14 protein-coding genes and 1 pseudogene are annotated in these 20279 nt (G+C 62.6%); 7 read left to right on the top strand and 8 right to left on the bottom strand.

Translation table 11 applies throughout. The features are described from left to right. Positions 1–85: 85 nt before the first annotated feature. From K5Q02_RS14405 to K5Q02_RS14375, 7 genes and pseudogenes are all read left to right on the top strand, one after another. Positions 86–1045: an AAA family ATPase gene (locus K5Q02_RS14405; RefSeq protein ID WP_225831614.1), complete on the top strand. Its 960-nt coding sequence runs from the start codon at positions 86–88 to the stop codon at positions 1043–1045. Next, on the top strand, positions 1045–1998 hold the full coding sequence (locus K5Q02_RS14400) for a DUF58 domain-containing protein (RefSeq protein WP_225831612.1): 954 nt from the start codon (positions 1045–1047) through the stop codon (positions 1996–1998). The genes K5Q02_RS14405 and K5Q02_RS14400 overlap by 1 nt, the downstream gene beginning before the upstream one ends. Continuing rightward, positions 1995–2490: pseudogene (locus tag K5Q02_RS14395) on the top strand (DUF4381 domain-containing protein). Before K5Q02_RS14400 ends, K5Q02_RS14395 begins: the two are co-directional and overlap by 4 nt. Continuing rightward, positions 2483–3514, top strand: coding sequence for a vWA domain-containing protein (locus tag K5Q02_RS14390; protein ID WP_225831609.1), 1032 nt, complete (start codon positions 2483–2485; stop codon positions 3512–3514). Before K5Q02_RS14395 ends, K5Q02_RS14390 begins: the two are co-directional and overlap by 8 nt. After that, entirely contained in the window at positions 3511–5265 is a 1755-nt protein-coding gene (locus K5Q02_RS14385; RefSeq protein WP_225831606.1) for a VWA domain-containing protein, read from the top strand. The genes K5Q02_RS14390 and K5Q02_RS14385 overlap by 4 nt, the downstream gene beginning before the upstream one ends. Beyond that, positions 5262–6902 carry a BatD family protein gene (locus K5Q02_RS14380; RefSeq protein ID WP_225831604.1) on the top strand — a complete coding sequence of 547 codons (1641 nt, stop codon included), beginning with the start codon at positions 5262–5264 and terminating at the stop codon, positions 6900–6902. Before K5Q02_RS14385 ends, K5Q02_RS14380 begins: the two co-directional genes overlap by 4 nt. Before the next feature lie 13 nt (positions 6903–6915). Beyond that, positions 6916–7740 (top strand): helix-turn-helix domain-containing protein, encoded by an 825-nt coding sequence (locus K5Q02_RS14375; protein ID WP_225831602.1) that lies wholly within the window; start codon positions 6916–6918, stop codon positions 7738–7740. Positions 7741–7870: 130 nt separating this feature from the next. Here the strand turns inward: K5Q02_RS14375 and K5Q02_RS14370 are convergent, their stop codons facing one another. From K5Q02_RS14370 to K5Q02_RS14335, 8 genes are all read right to left on the bottom strand, one after another. Continuing rightward, positions 7871–8458: a LysE family translocator gene (locus K5Q02_RS14370; RefSeq protein WP_225831600.1), complete on the bottom strand. Its 588-nt coding sequence runs from the start codon at positions 8456–8458 to the stop codon at positions 7871–7873. 156 nt (positions 8459–8614) lie between these two features. Continuing rightward, complete coding sequence (locus K5Q02_RS14365) at positions 8615–10993, bottom strand: efflux RND transporter permease subunit (protein WP_225831598.1); 2379 nt, start codon at positions 10991–10993, stop codon at positions 8615–8617. 19 nt (positions 10994–11012) lie between these two features. Next, positions 11013–12059 carry a WD40/YVTN/BNR-like repeat-containing protein gene (locus tag K5Q02_RS14360; RefSeq protein ID WP_225831596.1) on the bottom strand — a complete coding sequence of 349 codons (1047 nt, stop codon included), beginning with the start codon at positions 12057–12059 and terminating at the stop codon, positions 11013–11015. Positions 12060–12212: 153 nt separating this feature from the next. After that, on the bottom strand, positions 12213–13574 hold the full coding sequence (locus K5Q02_RS14355) for a DUF1329 domain-containing protein (protein ID WP_225831594.1): 1362 nt from the start codon (positions 13572–13574) through the stop codon (positions 12213–12215). A gap of 15 nt (positions 13575–13589) precedes the next feature. Continuing rightward, the gene (locus K5Q02_RS14350; RefSeq protein ID WP_225831592.1) at positions 13590–15563 is read right to left on the bottom strand and encodes a DUF1302 domain-containing protein; all 1974 of its coding nucleotides are present in this window, start codon (positions 15561–15563) and stop codon (positions 13590–13592) included. 754 nt (positions 15564–16317) lie between these two features. Next, a complete protein-coding gene (gene pepN / locus K5Q02_RS14345) occupies positions 16318–18981 on the bottom strand; it encodes an aminopeptidase N (RefSeq protein WP_225831590.1) in 2664 nt (887 codons plus the stop codon). 68 nt (positions 18982–19049) lie between these two features. Continuing rightward, complete coding sequence (locus tag K5Q02_RS14340) at positions 19050–19883, bottom strand: DUF2797 domain-containing protein (protein ID WP_225831588.1); 834 nt, start codon at positions 19881–19883, stop codon at positions 19050–19052. After that, entirely contained in the window at positions 19883–20146 is a 264-nt protein-coding gene (locus tag K5Q02_RS14335) for a YeaC family protein (RefSeq protein WP_225831586.1), read from the bottom strand. The genes K5Q02_RS14340 and K5Q02_RS14335 overlap by 1 nt, the downstream gene beginning before the upstream one ends. Between the last annotated feature and the right edge of the window lie 133 nt (positions 20147–20279).

Genomic DNA, 20279 nt, shown 5'->3' with positions numbered 1-20279 from the left:
GATGGCTTAACACCCGTCCCTTCGATTATCATGGTTGGCCCTGACGAGCGGGGTCGTCGCTCGCGATTTCCATCCTGGAAAACCTATGGAACACAGAGACGCGCTGCTCGCCCTTCGCCATTTCCTGGCCAGCCAGATCCTCGGTCAGGAAAAGCTCATCGATCGCCTGCTGATCGCCCTGCTCGCTGACGGCCACATGCTGGTCGAGGGTGCTCCGGGCCTGGCCAAGACCAAAGCGATCAAGGAGCTGGCCGAGGGTATCGAAGCCGAGTTCCACCGCATTCAGTTCACCCCGGATTTGCTACCCGCCGACATCACCGGCACCGAGATCTATCGCCCGGAAACCGGCAGTTTCGTGTTCCAGCAGGGGCCGATCTTCCATAACCTGGTGCTCGCCGACGAGATCAACCGCGCGCCCGCCAAGGTGCAATCGGCACTGCTCGAGGCCATGGCCGAGCGGCAGGTATCGGTAGGCCGCAGCACCTACGATCTGTCGCCACTGTTTCTGGTCATGGCCACCCAGAACCCGATCGAGCAGGAAGGCACCTATCCGCTGCCAGAGGCGCAACTTGATCGTTTCCTGATGCACGTGAAGATCGGCTTCCCCGATGCCAGCGTGGAACGCAAGATTCTCGCTCAGGCTCGCGGCGAAGCGCTGCACGGTGAAACCAAACCGGATCACCGCCTGAGCCAGCAGGCGATCTTCGCGGCACGCAAGGAAATTCTCGGTCTGTACATGGCCGATGCGGTGGAGGAATACCTGGTACAGCTGGTGATGGCCTCGCGCACCCCGGGCAAGTTCGACGCCGAGCTGGCCGAGTGGATCGCCCACGGCTCCAGCCCGCGCGGCTCGATCGCCCTGGATCGCTGCGCCCGCGCTCATGCCTGGCTGGCTGGCCGCGACTTCGTCAGCCCGGAAGATATCCAGGCGGTGCTGTTCGATGTGCTGCGCCACCGCATCATCCTGTCGTTCGAAGCAGAAGCCTCGGGTATCGATCAGGATCGCGTGATCCAGCGCATCCTCGACGTGGTTGCAGTAGCCTGATGCAATCGCCGGCGGATAACCCTGAGCTGCAGGCGGGCATCCGTACCGATCTCAAGCAACTGATAGACATGCGTCACAGCGTGCGTGAGGTGCAGCTGTTTTCCTCTCCTGGCAGGCGCAGTCCATTGATTGGTCTGCATCACTCCAAGCTGCGCGGACGCGGTGTGGACTTCGATCAGGTGCGGGTCTATCAACCCGGCGACGACGTGCGCACCATCGACTGGCGCGTGACCGCACGTACCCAGGAGCCGCATACCAAGCTGTTCCACGAAGAGCGCGAGCGACCGATCTACATTCTTGTAGAACAGAGCCGCCAGCTGTTCTTCGGCTCCGGCCTGATGTTCAAATCGGTGCTCGCCGCCCGTGCCGCCGGCCTGATCGGCTGGGCCGCACTGGGCCATAACGACCGCATCGGCGGGTTGGTATTCGGCGGCCAGGAGCATCACGAAATCAAACCGCGACGCAGCAAGCAGAGCCTGCTGCAACTGCTCAGCCGCCTGGCCCGTGCCAACCAGGCGCTGGATGGTGATGCGCCGGTCTATCGGGACAGCTTCGGTCAGGCCCTGCGCCGGGCCCGCGAAGTGCTGCGCCCCGGCAGCCTGGTAGTGATCCTCTGCGATGAACGCACGCTGAGCGACAGCAGCGAGCAACAGCTGATCCTGCTCGCCAGGCACACCGACCTGCTGCTGCTACCAGTCTCCGACCCCCTCGATCATGCCCTGCCAACATCCGGCCTGCTGCGCTTCGCCGATGGGGACGCTCAGTTGGAAGTGAACACCGAGGACGCCAACCTGCAGCACAGCTACGCGGCCCAGGCGCAGGCCCGCCAGGCACGCTGGTTGCGCCTGGCGCAAAAGCTCGGCGTGCCCTTGCTGTCACTGTCCACCGGATATGAGCTGGTCGATCAGTTGCGTGAACACCTGAACAACCTGCGCCCCGGTAAATCGGCATGAACCCGCTGGATCAATTGCAACCGCTGATCGCCCCGGCCCGCCGTTGGCTGGTGGCCGCCCGCACCTGGCTGGTGGCTGCTCGCGTTGCTATTGCCGCTGCTGGCATGGGCCACCTGGCGGCTACTCAAGCGGCTGCCCAAACCGAAGCGCAAACAGGCTGCCGAACAGCCCCTCGACCCACTGCGCGAGGCCGCCCTGCAGGAACTGCAACGCCTCAGCAAACCCTACGACGGCGCCCCTGCCGGGCCCTGGCTGCAACAGATCAACGGCTTGCTCAAGCGCCTGTGCCGCGAACGTTACCCGGACAGCCACAGCCATACCCTGAGCAGCCGCGCCTGGCTGGCGTTTCTCGACAACCGCTGCCCGGCCGCCGGCCTGACCCGCTGGATGATCCTGGTCGAAGGCGCCTACAAGCCACAGTGCACGCTGGACGACAAGGCCATCGAGGGTCTCAGTCAGGCCGTTGGCATCTGGATCCGCAAACATGTTTGAGTTCGCCTGGCCGTGGATCTTTCTGCTCGCGCCGCTGCCCTGGCTGCTGCGCATGTGGCTGCCGCCGGCCGATAGCGGCGAAGCGGCGTTGCAGGTGAGCTTCCTCGGTGAGCTGGAGAACCTCTCCGGGCGACGTGCTCGCCTGCAGTTGCCGCCCTGGAAGAAACAGGTGCATTTTGCTCTGCTCTGGCTGCTACTGCTCTGCGCCGCGGCCCGCCCCGAATGGGTCGGCGAACCCCTGCCACTGCCGGCCAGCGGGCGTGACCTGCTGATCGCAGTGGACGTATCCGGCTCCATGGATTACGCCGACATGCGCTGGGAGGACGAGGAAGTCAGCCGCCTGGTATTGGTCAAACACCTGATGGGCGATTTCATCGAAGGTCGCACCGGCGACCGGCTCGGGCTAATCCTGTTCGGCAGCCAGGCCTACCTGCAGGCGCCGCTGACCTTCGACCGGCAGACCGTGCGCACCTGGCTCGACGAGGCGGTGATCGGCATCGCCGGCAAGAACACCGCCATCGGCGACGCCATCGGTCTGGCGGTCAAACGTCTGCGCCAGCGGCCGGCGCACAGCCGCGTGCTGGTGCTGATCACCGATGGCGCCAACAACGGTGGCGAAATCGAGCCGATGACCGCCGCGCGCCTGGCTGCAGAAGAAGGCGTGACCATCTATCCCATCGGCATCGGCGCCGACCCGCAGCAAGGTGGCAACTTCGCGGCGTTCGGTTTCAATCCGAGCCTGGATCTGGACGAGCCGACCCTGCGCGCGATTGCCGAGCTCACCGGTGGTGAATACTTTCGCGCCCGCGATCAGAGCGAGTTGCAGGCCATCGAAGCGACCCTCGATCGCCTCGAGCCGGTGGCTCAGCAACCAACCCTGGCGCGCCCTGCACTGGCACTCTATTCATGGCCCCTGGCAACGGCCGTACTGCTCAGCCTAGCCCTGGTGGCCCGTAGCCTGTGGCCACAATTGCGTCAGCAGCGCCTCACCCTCATGCAGCGACTGAGGCGCAAGGCACCATGATCGAATTCACCGGGCTGTGGCCCCATATCTTGCGCCCTTGGTGGCTATTGCTGCTGCCTTTGATGGCCTGGCTGCTGTGGCTGCTCACGCACCGGGAAAAACGCAGCGGCCGCTGGCAGACGCTGTTGCCGCCCGCCTTCCATGCCGTGCTGCTACGCGGCGGCCGCGGTCGCAGCAGTCGCCTGCCGTGGATCGCCCTCGGTCTGGCCTGGCTGCTGGCCATCTTGGCGCTGCTCGGCCCCAGTTGGCAGCGGGTGGAACAGAACGACATGAAGCCGGCCGATCCGCTGGTGGTGATGCTCGAGCTGACCCCGCAGATGCTGGCCAGCGACGCCTCGCCTAATCGACTGGCCCAGGCACGCCGCAAACTGCTCGATCTGCTGCAAGCCCGCGGTGACGCACAGACCGCCATCGTCGTGTACGCCGGCAGCGCCCACACCGTGGTGCCGCTGTCGGACGACCTGGGCACCAGCCGCAACCTCCTCGAAGCGCTTAAGCCATCGATCATGCCGGAACCGGGCAAACGCGCCGACCTCGCCGTAGCCAGGGCTCTGCAACTGCTCAAGGACGGCGCTCAAGGCCAGGGCCGCCTGCTGCTGATCACCAGCAGCCTCGATGACAGCGAGCGCAGCGCCATCGGCAAGCTGCTCGGCAACCGGGGTGAGCGTCTGCGCATTCTCGGTGTCGGCAGCAGCGAGGGCGCACCGATCGTCCAGGAAGACGGCACCTTCATGAAGGACGATCAGGGCGCCATCCTCATGCCGCGCCTGGACACGGCCGGTTTGAGCCGGTTCGCTCGCGACCTCGGCGGCCAATACCGCGCTATCAGCCTCGACGAGCGCGACCTGCGTACTCTAGGCCTGCTCGATGGCCCGCAGCAGTTGCGCGACAACGGCCACAAGACGCAACTGCGCAGTTGGGCCGATCAGGGCTACTGGCTGTTGCTGCCGCTGTTGTTGCTGGCGGCCTGCGCCGGGCGCCGCGGCTGGCTGCTGTGCCTGCCGCTGCTCATGCTGGGCACCCCGCAGACGGGCATGGCGTTCAGCTTCGACGATCTCTGGCTGCGTGCCGATCAGCAGGGCCAGCGCCTGCTCGAAGCGCAGCGCCCCAAGGAGGCCGCAGAGCGTTTCGATGATCCGCAGTGGCGCGGCCTGGCGCTTTATGAAGCCGGAGACTACGCCGCCGCTGCAGAGCAGTTCGCCCAGAGCGACAGCGCGGTGTCGCTGTACAACCGCGGCAACGCCCTGGCCCGCAGCAACGAGCTGGAAGCCGCCGTAGACGCCTACGAACGCGCGCTGGAAATCGACCCGCAGTTACTGCAGGCGCAAAAGAACAAAGCACTGGTGGAAGAACTGCTGCGCCAGCGTGAACAGCAGCAAACCGAGCAGAAAGACCAGCCAGACGAACAAGAGCGCGACGAAAGCAACGAACAACAGCAGCCCGGCCAATCTGCGGCGCCCACACCGGACGAGCGCGAGGCCAGTCAGGGCCAGCCCGGCACCCCGCAGGAGCAACAGCCACCGAGCGAGCCGAAAACCTCGCCGGGCCAGCCCTCCGAAACAGGTGAGAACGCGGAAACGCCGTCATCGCCACAACCCGACACGGGCAGCTCGGAAGACGATACCCCTCTCGATGGCGAGCGCCGCCAGGCTCTGGAACAATGGCTGCGGCAGATTCCCGATGACCCGGGCGAATTGCTGCGCCGCAAATTCTGGTACGAACAGCAACAGCGTCAGGAACAGCCACGATGACCCGCCTGCTCTGCACCCTGCTCCTCTGCCTGTTGGCGTTTCAGGCCAGCGCGCAGGACTTTATCGCCAGCGTCGACCGCAGCCGGCTGAACCTCGGCGAAAGCGTCGACCTGACCCTGGAGTCCACGGACTCCACCCAGTTCGGCAAGCCGGATCTGGCGCCGCTCAACGAGCTGTTCGAAGTGCTCGGCACCCGCCAGGTCAATCGTCTCACCACCCTGAACGGCGAAGCCCGCGCCACCACGCGCTGGATCGTCACCCTGCGGCCGCGCCATAGCGGCTACGTGGTGGTGCCTCCGCTGCGTCTGGGCAACTCGCAAAGTCAGCCGATCAGCCTTCACGTGCTGGAATCGGCCACCAAGAGCGCAGATGAGCAGATGGCACCGGTGTTCATCGATGCCAGCCTGGATCACGAGAGCGTCTATGTGCAGGCGCAGAGCGTGCTGACCCTGCGCATCTACCACTCCGTGTCGCTGTATGACGACAGCAGCCTGACGCCGCTGGAAATCGCCGATGCCCGCGTCGAATCCTTGGGCGAACCACGCACCTATGAACAGGATATTGGCGGCGTCCGCCATGGTGTGATCGAGTTGCGCTATGCGATCTTCCCGCAGAAGAGCGGTCAGCTGACGATTCCCGGCCAGGTGTTCAGCGCCACCCTGGTCGACCGCTCCAACAAGAACGACTACCTGCCATTCGGGCCGCGCCCCGGCAAGGTCACGCGGGTCAAATCCCCGGAAATACCGCTGACGGTCAAGGCAAAGCCTGCCGATTACCCAGCTGACGTGCCATGGCTGCCGGCCCGCGCCCTGAGCTTGGCCGAGGCCTGGAGCCCGGAGCCCGGCCAGGTCAAGGTTGGTGACTCGCTGACCCGCAGCCTGATGCTCAAGGCCGATGGGCTATCCAGCGCTCAGTTGCCGCCGCTGCCAGCGACCACCGTGGATGGCCTGCGCCGCTATCCGGACCAGCCGCAGCTGAACAATGAAAGCAGCGAACGCGGCCTGATCGGCAGCCGAGAGGAGCGTGAGGCCCTGGTGGCCAGCAAGGCTGGTACGCTGGAGCTGCCGGCAGTCGAGGTGGTGTGGTGGAACACCCATGAGGATCGCCTGGAGCGCACGACCCTACCCGGGCGTAGCCTGGAAGTGGCAGCCGATCCGGCCATGAGCGTGGAGCAGCCGGTGGAACCACGCCCGCGCAGCACGCCGGTCGAGGACGTACTGCTGTGGCCATGGCAACTCAGTAGCGTGCTGTTCGCCCTGACCACCCTGCTCGGCTTCGGTCTGTGGTGGCACGCACGGCGCCAGCCAGCCATCCAGCGCGCCGCACAGAGCGGCCCGAGCCCACGCACCCTGCTCGACGACCTCAAGCGCGCCTGCCTGGCCAACGACAGCCAGGCGACCCGCCAGGCCCTCGACGCCTGGGCACGTCAGCAACCGGAAACCCTGGCCGATATGGCAGCCCGATTTGCGCCGCTGTCCGAAGCCCTTGATGGCCTCAACGGCGCGCTGTACAGCGAAAGTGGCCAGCACTGGCAAGGCGCCCAGTTGTGGCAGGCCATCGGCGAGCTGCCGGCGGCCGAAAAAGCCCAGGAAAACGGCCAGGAAACCACCCAGTTGCCGCCACTTTATCCGCGCTGAACAGGAGAGACCGATGATCGAGCAGCCGGTGTCCGCGCTTCCAAGCTTCTGGCGTGATGCCGCTCTGCCCTTCGTCGAACTGCGTTCGATCGAGGATGGCCGTCAGGTCTGCTATGGCCGGCACAGCCACGAGATATTCTCCATCGGTGCGATCACCCATGGGCAGAGCACCTACAGCAATCGCGAGGTGGATCGCCACGTCAGCCAAGGCACCGTGGTTTTGATGAATCCGGGCGACGTGCACGCCTGCAACCCCATCGACGGGCAACCCTGGTCGTACCTGATGCTGTATGTCGACCCACAGTGGCTGGGTCGCCTGCAGCAGGCACAGGGGCTGACCGATACGCCGGTCTTCCAGCGCTTCGCCTGCATCGCCAGTGACGATGCCGAGCTGTATCAGGGCCTGCTGCAATTACGTGAAAGCCTGCTCGATCCAGCCCTTGGCCCGAACGGCAAAGCCGCTCAGGCAACGGCCTTCTTCAGCCTCGCGCTGCAACGCCTGGCGCTGGAAGGCGACAGCGACGAGAGCATCAACCCGCGCCTGGAACACGCCGCCCGCCTGATCCACCGCCACTGCGGCGAAACGCTCAGGCTCGACACCCTGTGCGAGGCTGCACAACTATCACCGTCGCAACTGATTCGCGGCTTCAAGCAACGTTACGGCATGACGCCTCACGCCTACCTGCTCAACCGCCGTATTCAGTTCGCCCACTCCCGCCTGAAGAGCGGTGCGCCACTGGCCGAAGTCGCCCTGGAAGCCGGCTTCGCCGACCAGGCGCATTTCCAGCGCACCTTCAAACAATTCCTCGCCGCCACCCCCGGCCAGTACCGCGGCTAGCGATAACGCCCCTGGCCCGACGCCGTAGCCTGGCGTTGAGCGCAGCGATACCCAGGAACCACTCGTAAGGCTGCCCCGGGTATCGCTGCGCTCAACCGCGGGTTATCGTTTCTCCCGCGCTTTAATCGGCTCATGCCAGCAACAGATACCCCGCACTAGCGACCAGCAGCCCAGCCAGAACTCGATTGAACACCCGTACTCTGCGCGGCTCCTGCAGATAGGGCTGCAGGCAGGTTCCGGCATACGCCCAGCAGGCCAGCGACAGGTAACACACCACGCAGTAGATCGCGGCGAACTGCCAGACCAGCAACACCTCACCATCGGCAACGAAGGCACCCATGCCGGCGATCGCCGCCAGCCAGGCCTTGGGGTTGAGCCACTGCATGAGCGCGCCGTGCATGAACGAAGCGAGCGGCGCGCCCTCGCCCGCCTGCAGCGAACCTCCATCGGCTGCCAATCGCCACGCCAGGTACAGCAGAAATGCCACGCCCGCCCACTTAATCGCGGTGGTCAGCCAGGGTAATAGTGACAACAGTTCGTGCAGCCCCATGCCGATCAGTACCAGCAGCAAGGTGAAGCCCAGCGTCGCGCCGGCGACATGTCGCAGCGCAACCCGCAAACCGTGCCGCACACCGGTGCTCAGCGAAACCAGATTGACCGGCCCGGGAGAAATCGAGGCGGCCAGCGCAAAGGCCGCCATGGACAAAAACAGACTCATCACGCACGCCCCACCACTGATTTGAAGTGAGGCAAATTACCCGGCAGCCACCCAGGCGTATTGAAGAAAACGCGCATGCCCCGAAGGATGACCTCCAGGAGTTACGGGCAAAAAAAACCGCGGCCAGGCCGCGGTTTCTTCAAGTCGCCATCGGCTTCAATGTGCCAGCAGCGAACCACCTTTCTTGCCGGCCAGCTTCTCCGGCTTGATCAGGAAGTGCGCCAGGGCCGGCAGCAACCACAGAGCGCCGAACATGTTGACGATGAACATGAAGGTCAGCATCAGGCCCATGTCAGCCTGGAACTTGATCGCCGAGAACATCCAGGTCGCCACGCCGATGGCCAGGCACAGCCCGGTGAACAGCACCGCTTTACCGGTGGAGCGCAGGGTCTGGTAGTAGGCCTCCTGCAACGGCAAGCCCGCGCGCAGGAATGTTTCCAGGCGGCTGTAGATGTAGATGCCGTAGTCCACGCCGATACCCACACCGAGCGCGATCACCGGCAGGGTCGCGACCTTCACGCCAATGCCCAGGAACGCCATCAGGGCGTTGCCGAGGATAGAGGTGAGGATCAGCGGCAGCACGATGCACACGGTAGCTGCGAAGGAACGGAAGGTGATCATGCACATGATGCCCACGCACAGGTACACCAACACCAAAATCAACAGCTCCGAGGTGCTGATCACTTCGTTGGTAGCCGCTTCGATCCCGGCGTTGCCCGCCGCCAGCAGGAACTCCACGTTTTCGGACTGATGTTCCTCGACGAAGCCCTCGACCGCCGCCACCGCACGCTTCAGCGTCTCGGCCTTGTGATCCTGAAGGAACACCAGCACCGGCGCTACCGAGCAGTCGGCGTTGTACAGGCCGTCAGCGCGGGCGATGGAGTTGTTGAGCACGTCTTGGTTACGCGACAGGGTTTCCCATTTCAGGTTGCCCTCGTTCATGCCCTTGATCAGTTGCCGCGACACGCTGACCATGGAGATCGCCGACTGCACGCCAGGCGTGTTGTCCATCGTCCACATCAGTTCGTCCATGGCCGCCAGGGCTTCGTAGGTCGAACAGCCTTCCGGTGCGGTTTTGACCATCACCACCAGCACGTCGGAGCTGGTCGAGTAGTTGCGGATCACGAAATCGTTGTCGAGGTTGTAGCGCGAATCCGGACGCAGCTCGGGCGCGCCCTGATCGAGGTCGCCGACCTGCAGGTTCTGCTGCTGGTACCAGAAGCCGCCGATACCGGCGAACAAGGCCAGCGCCACGGAAACCGGCGCGACCCTGGAACTGGCGAAGTTCGACAGCAGGCGCCAGAACGGGTGTTCACTGACCGCATCGCGCTTGCTGCGCTCAACGGCCTTCTTGCTGATGCCGATATAGGAAATCGCCACTGGCAGCAGAATGAGGTTGGTGAAGACGATCACCGCGACCCCGATGGACGCGCCGATGGCCAGTTCACGGATCACGCCGATATCGATCAGCAGCAGAGTGATGAAGCCTACGGCGTCGGCGAGGATGGCGATCATCCCCGGCAGGAATAACTGGCGGAAGGTCAGTCGCGCAGCGGTCAGCGGACTGTCAGCGCCGCTGGATTGCAGGGCGATGCCATTGATCTTCTGTACACCATGAGAAATACCGATGGCGAAGATCAGGAACGGCACCAGCATCGAGTAGGGGTCGAGCCCGAAGCCGACGGTGTGCATCAGTCCCAGTTGCCAGCCCACCGCCACCAGGGTGGTGATCAGCACGGCGATGGTGCTGCGGATACACCAGGTGAACCAGTACAGCAGCACGAAGGTGATCAACAGGGCCACGCCGAAGAACAGCGCCACCATGACCAGGCCATCGATCAGGTCACCGACCTTCTTGGCGAAGCCGATGATGTGCACCTGCACGTCGGGATTCTGCGCCTGGTACTTGCTGCGTATCTTCTCTTCCAGCTGGTGAGAGAATTTCTGATAGTCGAGCTTAACCAGCCGACCCTGATCCTCGGGATCCGGGTAGGACTCGAGCAGCGGCACATCGATGATGCTGGACTTGAAGTTATTGGCCACCAGGCGACCGATCTGCCCGGACTTGAGCACGTTGCTACGCAGCTCCTCGAGGCTCTGCAGGCTGCCGTCGTAGGTCTGCGGAATCACCTCGCCACCAGCGAAGCCCTCTTCGGTGACTTCGGTCCAGCGCACGCTGGGGCTCCACAGCGACTTCAGCCCGGAGCGGTCGACGCCCGGGATGTAGAACACTTCGTCGTTGATCAGACGCAGCGTCTCCATGTATTCCTTGCTGAAGATGTCGCCGTCCTTGGCTTCCACGGAAATACGCACGGTATTGCCCAGGTTGGCCAGGTCGTTGCGGTGCTCCATCATGTTCTGAATGAACGGATGGCTTAGCGGGATCATCTTCTCGAAGCTGGTCGACGGCCTGACCTGAGTGGCCTGGAAGAACAGAAACACGCTGACCAGCAGGCAGATCAGGATTACCGCCGGCCGGTTGTTGAAGATCAGGCGCTCAAGCAGGCTAGCCTTGTCTTGGTGATGGTTACTCATCGAACACTACCCCAGCTTGTTATTGTTGGCCTGGATTGGCACCGGTCGACGAGGTCAGGCGTACGCCGCCCTGCCCCACCAGAATCAGTTTGCCATCGGCACCCGCGGTCACGCCCGCCAGCGACAAACGATCCGGGCGGTTGAATACGCTGAAGCTGTGGCCATGATCGCTGCTGGTGAGCACGCTGCCGCCGTGCCCGACCACCACGATGCTGCCATCGTCGAGCAAGGCAGCGTTGGCCAGACCGAACTCCAGAGTGCCGCCGCTGGCAGTCGAGAGCGCAATCTGCTGCCAACTGTCGCCGCCGTCGGCAGAGTGGAACAAGTGACCACGCAAGCCATAGACCAGCAGGCCCTGCGGCTCGCCGGTGGCCAGCACGCCGAACAGCGACCCCTGATATGGCCCTTCCAATGTTTCCCAGGTTTCACCGCCATCGACGGAGCGGAACAGGCTGCCCATTTCGCCAACGATGAACAGGCCGGTGTCCTTCACCTCGGTGATAGCGTTGAGGTGATAGGCGTCTTCGTTGTCGAGACGGTCGCTGACATCGTCCCAAGTGGAACCACCGTCGGTGGTTTCCAGTAATGCGCCGTAAGCACCAATAGCGAAGCCGTGCTGCAGATCCTTGAACCAGACGTCGAGCAATGGCGCCTCGCGCTGCAGATCCTCGAACTGCTTGCTCCAGGTGGCCCCGCCATCGGTGGTAGCCAGTACCAGGGCATCGTGACCGACCGCCCAGCCGTGCTTGTCATCGACGAAGAACACCGCGGTGAGCATCTGCCGGGTAGGCACCTTGGCCTGCTCCCAGCTGGTGCCATCGTTATCGGAATAGAGGATGTGGCCGCGCTCACCGACCGCGACCAGGCGTTTGCCGGCGTGGGCGATATCGAGCAACAGACTGGACACGGCCTTCGCCGAGGGCACCGAATAGGTGACGGCATCGTCAGGGGCTTGCGCCTGAACGAGCGGCGCGGCGGCCACCAGCAGCGCGCACAGCGACAGCGCCTGCAGCACGGGCTGCAAGGTTTTCCCGCCCCTGGTGCGCCGCAATATGGGCTCACTCATACAAAACTCCCCCTTCTTCTTGTTATTGCCAGCGCCTGTGAAACGACGCTCATGCTAGCGGCCTTTGTGGATCCAAAATCCACTGTTTTGTAAGAAAAAGCCCGCGTTATCGACCGCGCGAATGACAGCCGCGCAGCCGATCACGCCATCGGCTCAGCGAGTCCCTCGGCGGCGCAACTCAGCCGGCGTGAAGTAGCCATCATTGGCAACCGGCTGGCTGAAGTCGATGGTATTGGCTTCCTCGTTATCCAGATTCTGCACGTGGTAACGACGGGCCTGCAGATCATGGAACACATCCAGTGCAGACCAGGTAGTCGGCAGCTCGTAGTAGTTCTTCAGATACGCCAGAGACACGCGCCACAGCTCACCACGGCCATCGTACTGATCGACCACCGCGGCCTGCCAGCTGTCCTCGTCGAGATACAGGGTGCGCTTGGAGTAGATATGCCGGGCGCCGGGTTTGAGCGTGCCCTCCACGATCCACACCCGGTGCAACTCACTGCGGGTGAAAGCGGGATTGAGGTGACCGACCTGCAGCAGATCCTTGTATTTGACCTGTGGGCTGGTGACCTTGTAGTTGTTGTAGGGGATGTAGATTTCCTTTTTGCCGACCAGCTTCCAGTCGTAACGATCCGGGGCGCCGTTGAACATGTCTGTGTCATCGGCGGTTCGCAGGCCATCGGCTGCGGAGATCGGCGTGTCATAGGCGAGGTTCGGTGCACGCCGCACACGGCGCTGGCCGGCGTTGTAACCCCAGGCCTGACGCGCCTCCTTGACCTGATCCAGGGTCTCGTGAACCAGCACCGCGCCACCGGCCAAGCGCGCGGGGCTACGGGTGAACGACAGGTAGTAGAACAGGATATTGTTGAGGTTGGCGTAACTGCCCTTCGGGTCGTAGAACTTGAACATCGCCTCCTGCTGCGAAGTGACCAGCGAGAAGGAGCCATTACGCTGCACCGCCACTTCCGAGGCACGCCGCACGATGTAAGTGCCGCGATAACGGGCGATGTGGTTCCAGAGCGCCTCGACACCACTCTGCGGGATCGGGAACGGAATGCCGCCGAAGGCATCGGCAAAGCCGTTGCCGCCGTCGAGCAGTTTGGCGCTGACGGCATTCTTCGCCGTGTTGTCGTAGACCCACTGCGGTGCCGAAGCGGAGCGGCGGCTGGTGTACACCGGCATCTGGTAGGTATCCGGGTAGGCTTCGAACAGTGCGATCTGCCCGGGCGTGAGGTTGTCCCGGTACTGCTGCAGGTTGGCCTTGGTGATGGTGAACAGCGGTTTGTCGTCCGCGAACGGATCGACATGGTGCTTGCCCGAGCCCTGATAACCGGCCGGTGCCTGGGTGATTCCGCCCGTCCAGGCCGGAATGGTGCCCGCTGCGTTGCCGGCCTTCTCACCGCCAAGCGGCGTCAGGCTGGTGCCCAGCTTGGCCGCGTCCTGAGGCGATACCGCCGCCAGGCTGTTACCGGCCAGCAGAACCAGCGCGACTGCAACGCCTTTGATGTTCAGCATCCTGTATCTCCGTGATCAGAAGGAGTATTTGACGTTGACGCCGATATTGTCGCGGTCGCGCACGGCGTTGTTGTTACCACCACCGGAAAACTCGGTGTACTGCAGCTCGGCTTCCAGGCTGTTCATGTAGCTGGCTTTCATGCCGACGGTGTAAGCCTTACGGCCTTCGATGAAATTGCCGGTCTGGTAGGAGTTACCTTCGAAATCATCCTTGTAGACGACGAAGGGCGACAGGTTGACCCCGGCCAGGACGTCGTTCCAGGTGCCGGACAGCACCAGGGTGTAACCATAGGCGTTCTTGTTGACCTGGTAACTGCGGCCATAGCCGAAGACATAGGACGAGTCGCCGCGCCCGGCGTAGTAGCGGGTCGAACCATCGTAGGCCGTGTACTTCAGGTCGCTGCCGCGCAGGTGCTCGGAGGCCAGCTCGGCCACGCCGGTCAGGGCATCGAAACCCAGCGACGGGCCAAAATTGTAGATGGTACCCAGCGAAGCGTTGTAGGCCTCGACGCGCTCGTAGTTGTGGATCTGCTCGCCGAGCTGTAGAGCGCTGCCACCGATATTCACCTGCTGGCCCTGCACCACTTGTGGCGCCTGACGCAGCAGATCGCCGAGCAGGTCGTTGGTGGCGGCGATGCCAATCGGCAGGTTCGGCCGATAGGACAACTCACCAAACAGCGAGGCATTGCCCAGGGTGGTATTGAAGCTGAAGCCGTACATGCGAATATCTTCGACGTACTCGCGGCGGGCGTTGATCCGGTTGGCGGTATCGACGGTCGCAGCACCATTGACCAGCCCCAGAAGCGTCTGCGCCGCGACGCTACCGGCACCGGCCGCATTGAGCAGAGAGGCGTAATTGGCAAAACCACCGCCGCTGGCAGCACTGGCGATTGCATCCATATCCAGCCCGGAGAACCCTTCCAGATCGGCGTAAACGGTCGGCTCTTTGGCGTGGTAGTTGACGAAGTAGAAGCCGAATTCAGTGGAATTCAGTTGCTCGGCGATGTAGCGCAACGCTACGCCGAACTGGCCATCGTCCTTGGCGTTGAGGTCGGAGCCAATGGTCGCGACCTTGAAATAGCCGTTGTTATCGAGATAGCTGCTGCCCTGTAGGCCACCGACACCCAATGCACTCAACGCGGCATAGTTGCCCTGAAAAGCGGGGCTGCCCAAAGCTGGATTTCGAGAATAGGCCGTGTTGCCGCCTTCGGCGAACAGATCGGTCTCGGAGAAGTAACTGCCCACCGGGTCGATGGCGGTTTCCTTCCAGTTGAACTGGTAGAAGGTCTCCATCGACAGGTTGTCGGTCAGGCCGATATTGAAGCTGACCGCCTCGACAGGGATCAGTACTTCCTTGATTTCCGAACCTGGCAGCCGGAAGCGCGCGCCGTCCACCGGGTTGCTGGTATTCACCCCGCCACGATAGAACACGCCCTCGCCCCAGTTGAACACCTGCCGGCCCAGACGCGCGCTGACCGGACGCTCAGCGACATCCCAGTTGCCATAGACGTAGGCATCGAGGATCTGCGCATCGCGTCCGGCCTTGTGCCGAGTGTCGCGGGTGAAGCTGTCGTCATCCGGGAAGTTCTGGCTTGGCTGAGCGGGCCTGTTGCCGCTGTTGAAGTCGTTGCGCTTATCCATGATCTGGGTGTCATAGAACGCTGTGCCGCGCACGAAGACGCCGTAGTTCTGGTAATTCATTTCCAGATCGGAGGTGATCTTGAACACCTCGGAAACCAGTCCGGTATCGAAATTGCGATTGCCGTCGTTGACGTTGACGTCGTCGTTGCTTCTGCTCTGCCCCTGCACACGCCACAGCTGCCCATAAGACAGGGTGGTGTCGAGCGAGCCACTGATTTCGTTGTCGGCGAAGCTGAACTCCACCGCTTGTACGGGTACCGCGACCAGCAGCGGTAACACGCTGGCCAGGGCATAACCCGCCTTCGCCGGAACCAGGCGCAAGGCCGGCTCAAAGGACTTGATACGCATTGAATCTCTACTCCGCTGACAGACAGTCGTTGTTCTATCCGGCCCGATTTTCGGTGGGCCTGGCGGACACCTTGTTGGGTGTCCTGTCATTGCGCTGAACTGGCTGGCATCACTGCCTTATGCAGTGCAACCTTGGTGCCAATTCAAACGATCGTATTAGCCGAAACCGCTTTTCCAGAGCAGCCCCGCACCGTCTTTTTATGACTGATCGTCCACTGACCAATAGTTCTCGATTACTGCCTTTTCAACCGCCTCCTCCCCAGAAAGCGGTGCGAAGCGCACACAGCCACGCGTGCTAGTCAATCGCTAGCGCCGAATATTAAGTGTGTCGACTTATAAGGAGGTAACTTTTGATTCCAGTAGGTAACGAAAAACGTTACTGCGGGAACGAACGGTAACATTCGGCCCGATGATGCGCGTTAAATCAAGTCAAACCGCTCTAGAACGAACTTTTCAGACCTTCAGAGAGTTTCTAATGGTTGCAGAGGATCTGCATCCAGATTGGATAGCCGGCAATCGAATGAATGCCAGCACCGCGGCGATTGCTGCAGTCGCAGTCAGGCCATCATTGCATCGCCCGCAAGCGGGCTCCTACACAACTGAGCCAGGCACCCAATTCTGCTGCGGCAACCCGCCTTTGTAGGAGCCTGCTTGCGGGAGAATCGCACGGACAACGCAGATGTCGCGTGAAAGCCACTAACGCTTCGCCTCTAGGGCGACATTCCTACCGGAAGAGGTCGCCCATCCCGACTGCTCAGGCCAGGCTCTTGCTCACCACCTCATAGACATCCGCCGACAGCTCACCGGAGGCGAGAATCCGCTCCAGCTCCGCCTTCATCAGCGCCTGGCGCTCGCTGCCGTACTTGCGCCAGCGGGTCAGCGGTGCCAGCAGGCGCGAGGCGATCTGCGGATTGAGGGCGTTGAGCACGATCACCTGGTCGGCGAGGAAGCGATAACCGCTGCCATCGGCGGCATGGAAGTTCACCAGGTTCTGGCCGGCAAACGCACCGATCAATGCACGTACCTTGTTCGGGTTCTTCAGGGTGAATGCCGGGTGCTCCATCAGAGCCTGCACACGTGCAAGGCCGCCCGGCAAGGTGCTGGCCGCCTGGACGCTGAACCACTGATCCATGACCAGGGCGTTGTCCTTGAAGTGCTCGGCGAAGGCTTCCAAGGTCTTGGCACGGTCGGCTTCGAACGGCGAGTTGACCAACACCGCCAGAGCAGTCAGGCGCTCGGTCATGTTGTCGCACGCCTCGTACTGCTCCAGCGTCGCCGCCAGCACCTCGGGCTTGCCGGTCAGCATCAGGTACGACAGCGCGATGTTCTGCAGGGCACGACGAGCGAAGTGCTCGGCTTCGGCCACGTAAGGCGTAGTACGCGACACCTCGCGGTTGGCCTGATAACGCTGCCACAGCGGCTCGAACAAGGCCTCGGCCAACTGCTGGCGAGCGAATTCGCTGGCGCCGTGGATGGCATCGACATCGCCCACGTTGCTGATCTCGGTGAGATAGGCCTCACCCGGCAGTGAAAGCATCTCGGCGACCATTGCCTGATCCAGCGAGTCATCCTGCAACAGGGTGCGCAATGCGCTGACCAGTCGCTGATCGAGCACCAGTTTCTCGCCACGCTGGTGCTGACCGATCAGCTCCTGCAGCACCTGTACGCTGAGCTGCTGACCCGCCTCCCAGCGATTGAAACCATCGCTGTCGTGCTGCATCAGGAACATCAGTTGATCGCGGTCGTAGGGGAAACTCAGTTTGACCGGTGCACTGAAGCCACGCAGCAGCGAGGGCAACGGCTTCTCGGCGATATCGACGAAGGTGAACGACTGCTGCGCCTCGGTCACCGACAGCACGCGGCTGCTGCCACCGGCAGCGGACTCGCCCTGCAGGCGCAGAGGCAGGTCGTTGCCCTGGGCGTCGAGCAAACCAAGTTGCACCGGCATAACGAAGGGCAGCTTGTCGCTCTCACGCTGCCCTGGCGTGGCCGGGCAGCTCTGGGTGAATGTCAGCGTGTAGGTCTTGGCAGCGGCGTCGTAACCTTCGCTGACAGCCAGGCGCGGCGTGCCCGACTGGGTGTACCAGCGCTTGAACTGGGTCAGGTCGATGCCGCTAGCGTCTTCCATGGCCTTGACGAAGTCGTCGCAGGTCACGGCCTGACCATCGTGGCGCTCGAAGTACAGATCCGATCCCTTGCGGAAGGCTTCTTCGCCCAGCAGGGTGTGGATCATGCGCAGGACTTCGGAACCCTTTTCGTAGATGGTCAGGGTGTAGAAGTTGGAGATTTCCATGTACGCATCCGGGCGCACCGGGTGGGCCATGGGGCCTGCATCCTCGGCGAACTGGTGGGTACGCAGGTAGGCCACGTCCTGGATGCGCTTGACCGTCGCCGAGTTCATGTCGGCGGAGAACGCTGCGTCACGGAATACCGTGAAGCCTTCCTTGAGCGACAGCTGAAACCAGTCACGGCAGGTCACGCGGTTGCCCGACCAGTTATGGAAATACTCGTGGGCGACGATCGCCTCGACGCGCTGGTGCGCGGCATCGGTAGCGGTTTCCGCGCGGGCCAGCACGGCGCTGGAGTTGAAGATGTTGAGGCCCTTGTTCTCCATGGCGCCCATGTTGAAGTCGTTGACCGCGACGATCATGAAGATGTCCAGGTCGTATTCGCGACCGTAGACCTCTTCGTCCCACTTCATGGACTTCTTCAGGCTGTCCATGGCGTGCTGCACCTTGTCGATGTTTTCCGGCTCGACGTAGATGCGCAGCGTCACCTCACGGCTGCTCATGGTAGTGAACTTGTCTTCCACGCACCACAGATCACCGGCGACCAGGGCGAACAGGTAGGCCGGCTTCTTGAACGGATCTTCCCAGGTCGCCCAGTGCCGACCGTCGTCTTCCTGGCCGCTGGCGACCGGGTTGCCGTTGGACAGCAGGATCGGGTACTTCTGCTTGTCGCCGCTCACCGTGGTGGTGAAGCTGCTCATCACATCCGGGCGGTCGAGGTAGTAGGTAATCTTGCGGAAGCCTTCGGCCTCGCACTGGGTGCAGAACATGCCGCTGGACTTGTACAGCCCTTCCAGCGCGGTGTTGCTTTCCGGGTGGATGCGCACGCTGCTGTCGACAACGAAGCTGGCCTGGGTCGGCTGCAGGCTCAGGTGGCTGTCGGTGAGCGTGTAGTCGGCGGCACTCAGCGCGCGATCATCGAGCTTGAGTTCAAGCAACTCCAGCTGCTGACCATCGAGGGTCAGCACGGGCAGATCAGCCGAAAGCGCCGGGTTGCGGCGCATCACCAACTGGGCGTGCACCAAGGTGTGATCCTCGAACAGCTCGAAGGTCAGGTGAGTTTCGTCGATCAGGTAATCCGGCGCCTGATAGTCCTTCAGGTAGATGGTCTTCGATTGCTCGGTGCGCATGGGAACCTCTTCGATGCCACGCCCATTGGCGTGACAGACAGGTGAATGGCGTCAGCAGCGCCTGCCGGTCAGGCGGCGCAGCTGGCTGCGATCTGGTAAGCGGTGTATTTGCGGATATTGATCACGCCGGTATCGAACATCAGGTACTGACCCTTGATGCCGAGCAGCGTACCTTCCGCGACAGGGTTCTTGTCGAGGTTGAAGCTGGTGATCTTGGCCGGGTAGCCCTCGATCGGGTAGCGGATATCGACGACCGACTGCTCGTTCAACGGTTGCACGGCCTGCAGGCCGAAACGCTGCTGCAGCGTGTCGATGCCTTCGGCGCAGGCATGGAAAATCTGTTCGCGCACAGCAAGCAGGTCGACCGGTGTCGCATCGCCCTTCAGCAACGCGCGCCAGTTGGTCTTGTCGGCCACCTGGCTGCGCAGCAGGTCTTCGACGAAGCCGGATTGCTGACGCGTGGCCACACGCATGATCGGCAGTGCCTGGGTCGCGCCCTGGTCGATCCAGCGCGTGGGGATCTGCGTGGCGCGGGTGATGCCCACCTTGATGCCTGACGAGTTGGCCAGATACACCACGTGATCGGTCATGCAGAACTGTTCGCCCCAACCGGGATCACGGCAGGTGCCGGCATCGTAGTGGCAGCGTTCCGGGCTCATGATGCACAGGTCGCACTGGGCGAGTTTCTGCATGCAGGGGTAGCAGTAACCCTGGCTGAAACTGGTCTTGGTTCTACGGCCGCAATGGCTGCAATGAATCGCCCCCAGAAACTCCAGGCGCACGGTCTTGCCGATCATCGGGTTGACGGCGATCTGCTCGTCACCCAGGCGAAACGCATACTGCACTGGCGCGTCGAGCTGGGTTGTCATCTTGCTCATGGCGCCACGGGCTACTTCTAACATCAGTGCAGGGTTTCCGACGATTTGTAGAGCAGATTGGGGATCGGCGCGGACTTCGAGGCGCACTCGGAGGGGCCCATGTAGCCGGTACGCTGATCCTCGGGCAGATTCTCGATCTCCCAGGCGATCATCGCCTGCAGGCTCAGTTCCTTCTGCTCTTGAGTGAGCTTGCGGCCGTCCGGCCACTTGCCGATCTCGACGGCCAGCTTGAGGCTTTCATACACGTCCGGGGTGATGTTGCGGATCAATTCGACGAAGGAGGACATGGCTGGCTCCAGGATGAAAAAGCCACATATTACCGGGCCACATGCTTCGGCGCACGGGCATTGATCGAAACAGCACGTATCGTCCGGCGGATGCGATTGCCAGTGGTGAGGGCAAATGACAGAATGATAATAA

This window comes from Pseudomonas sp. MM211 (assembly GCF_020386635.1).
Classification (GTDB): domain Bacteria; phylum Pseudomonadota; class Gammaproteobacteria; order Pseudomonadales; family Pseudomonadaceae; genus Aquipseudomonas.
Note: the sequence above shows the minus strand (reverse complement) of the source record. Positions and strands in the feature narration are given on the sequence as shown.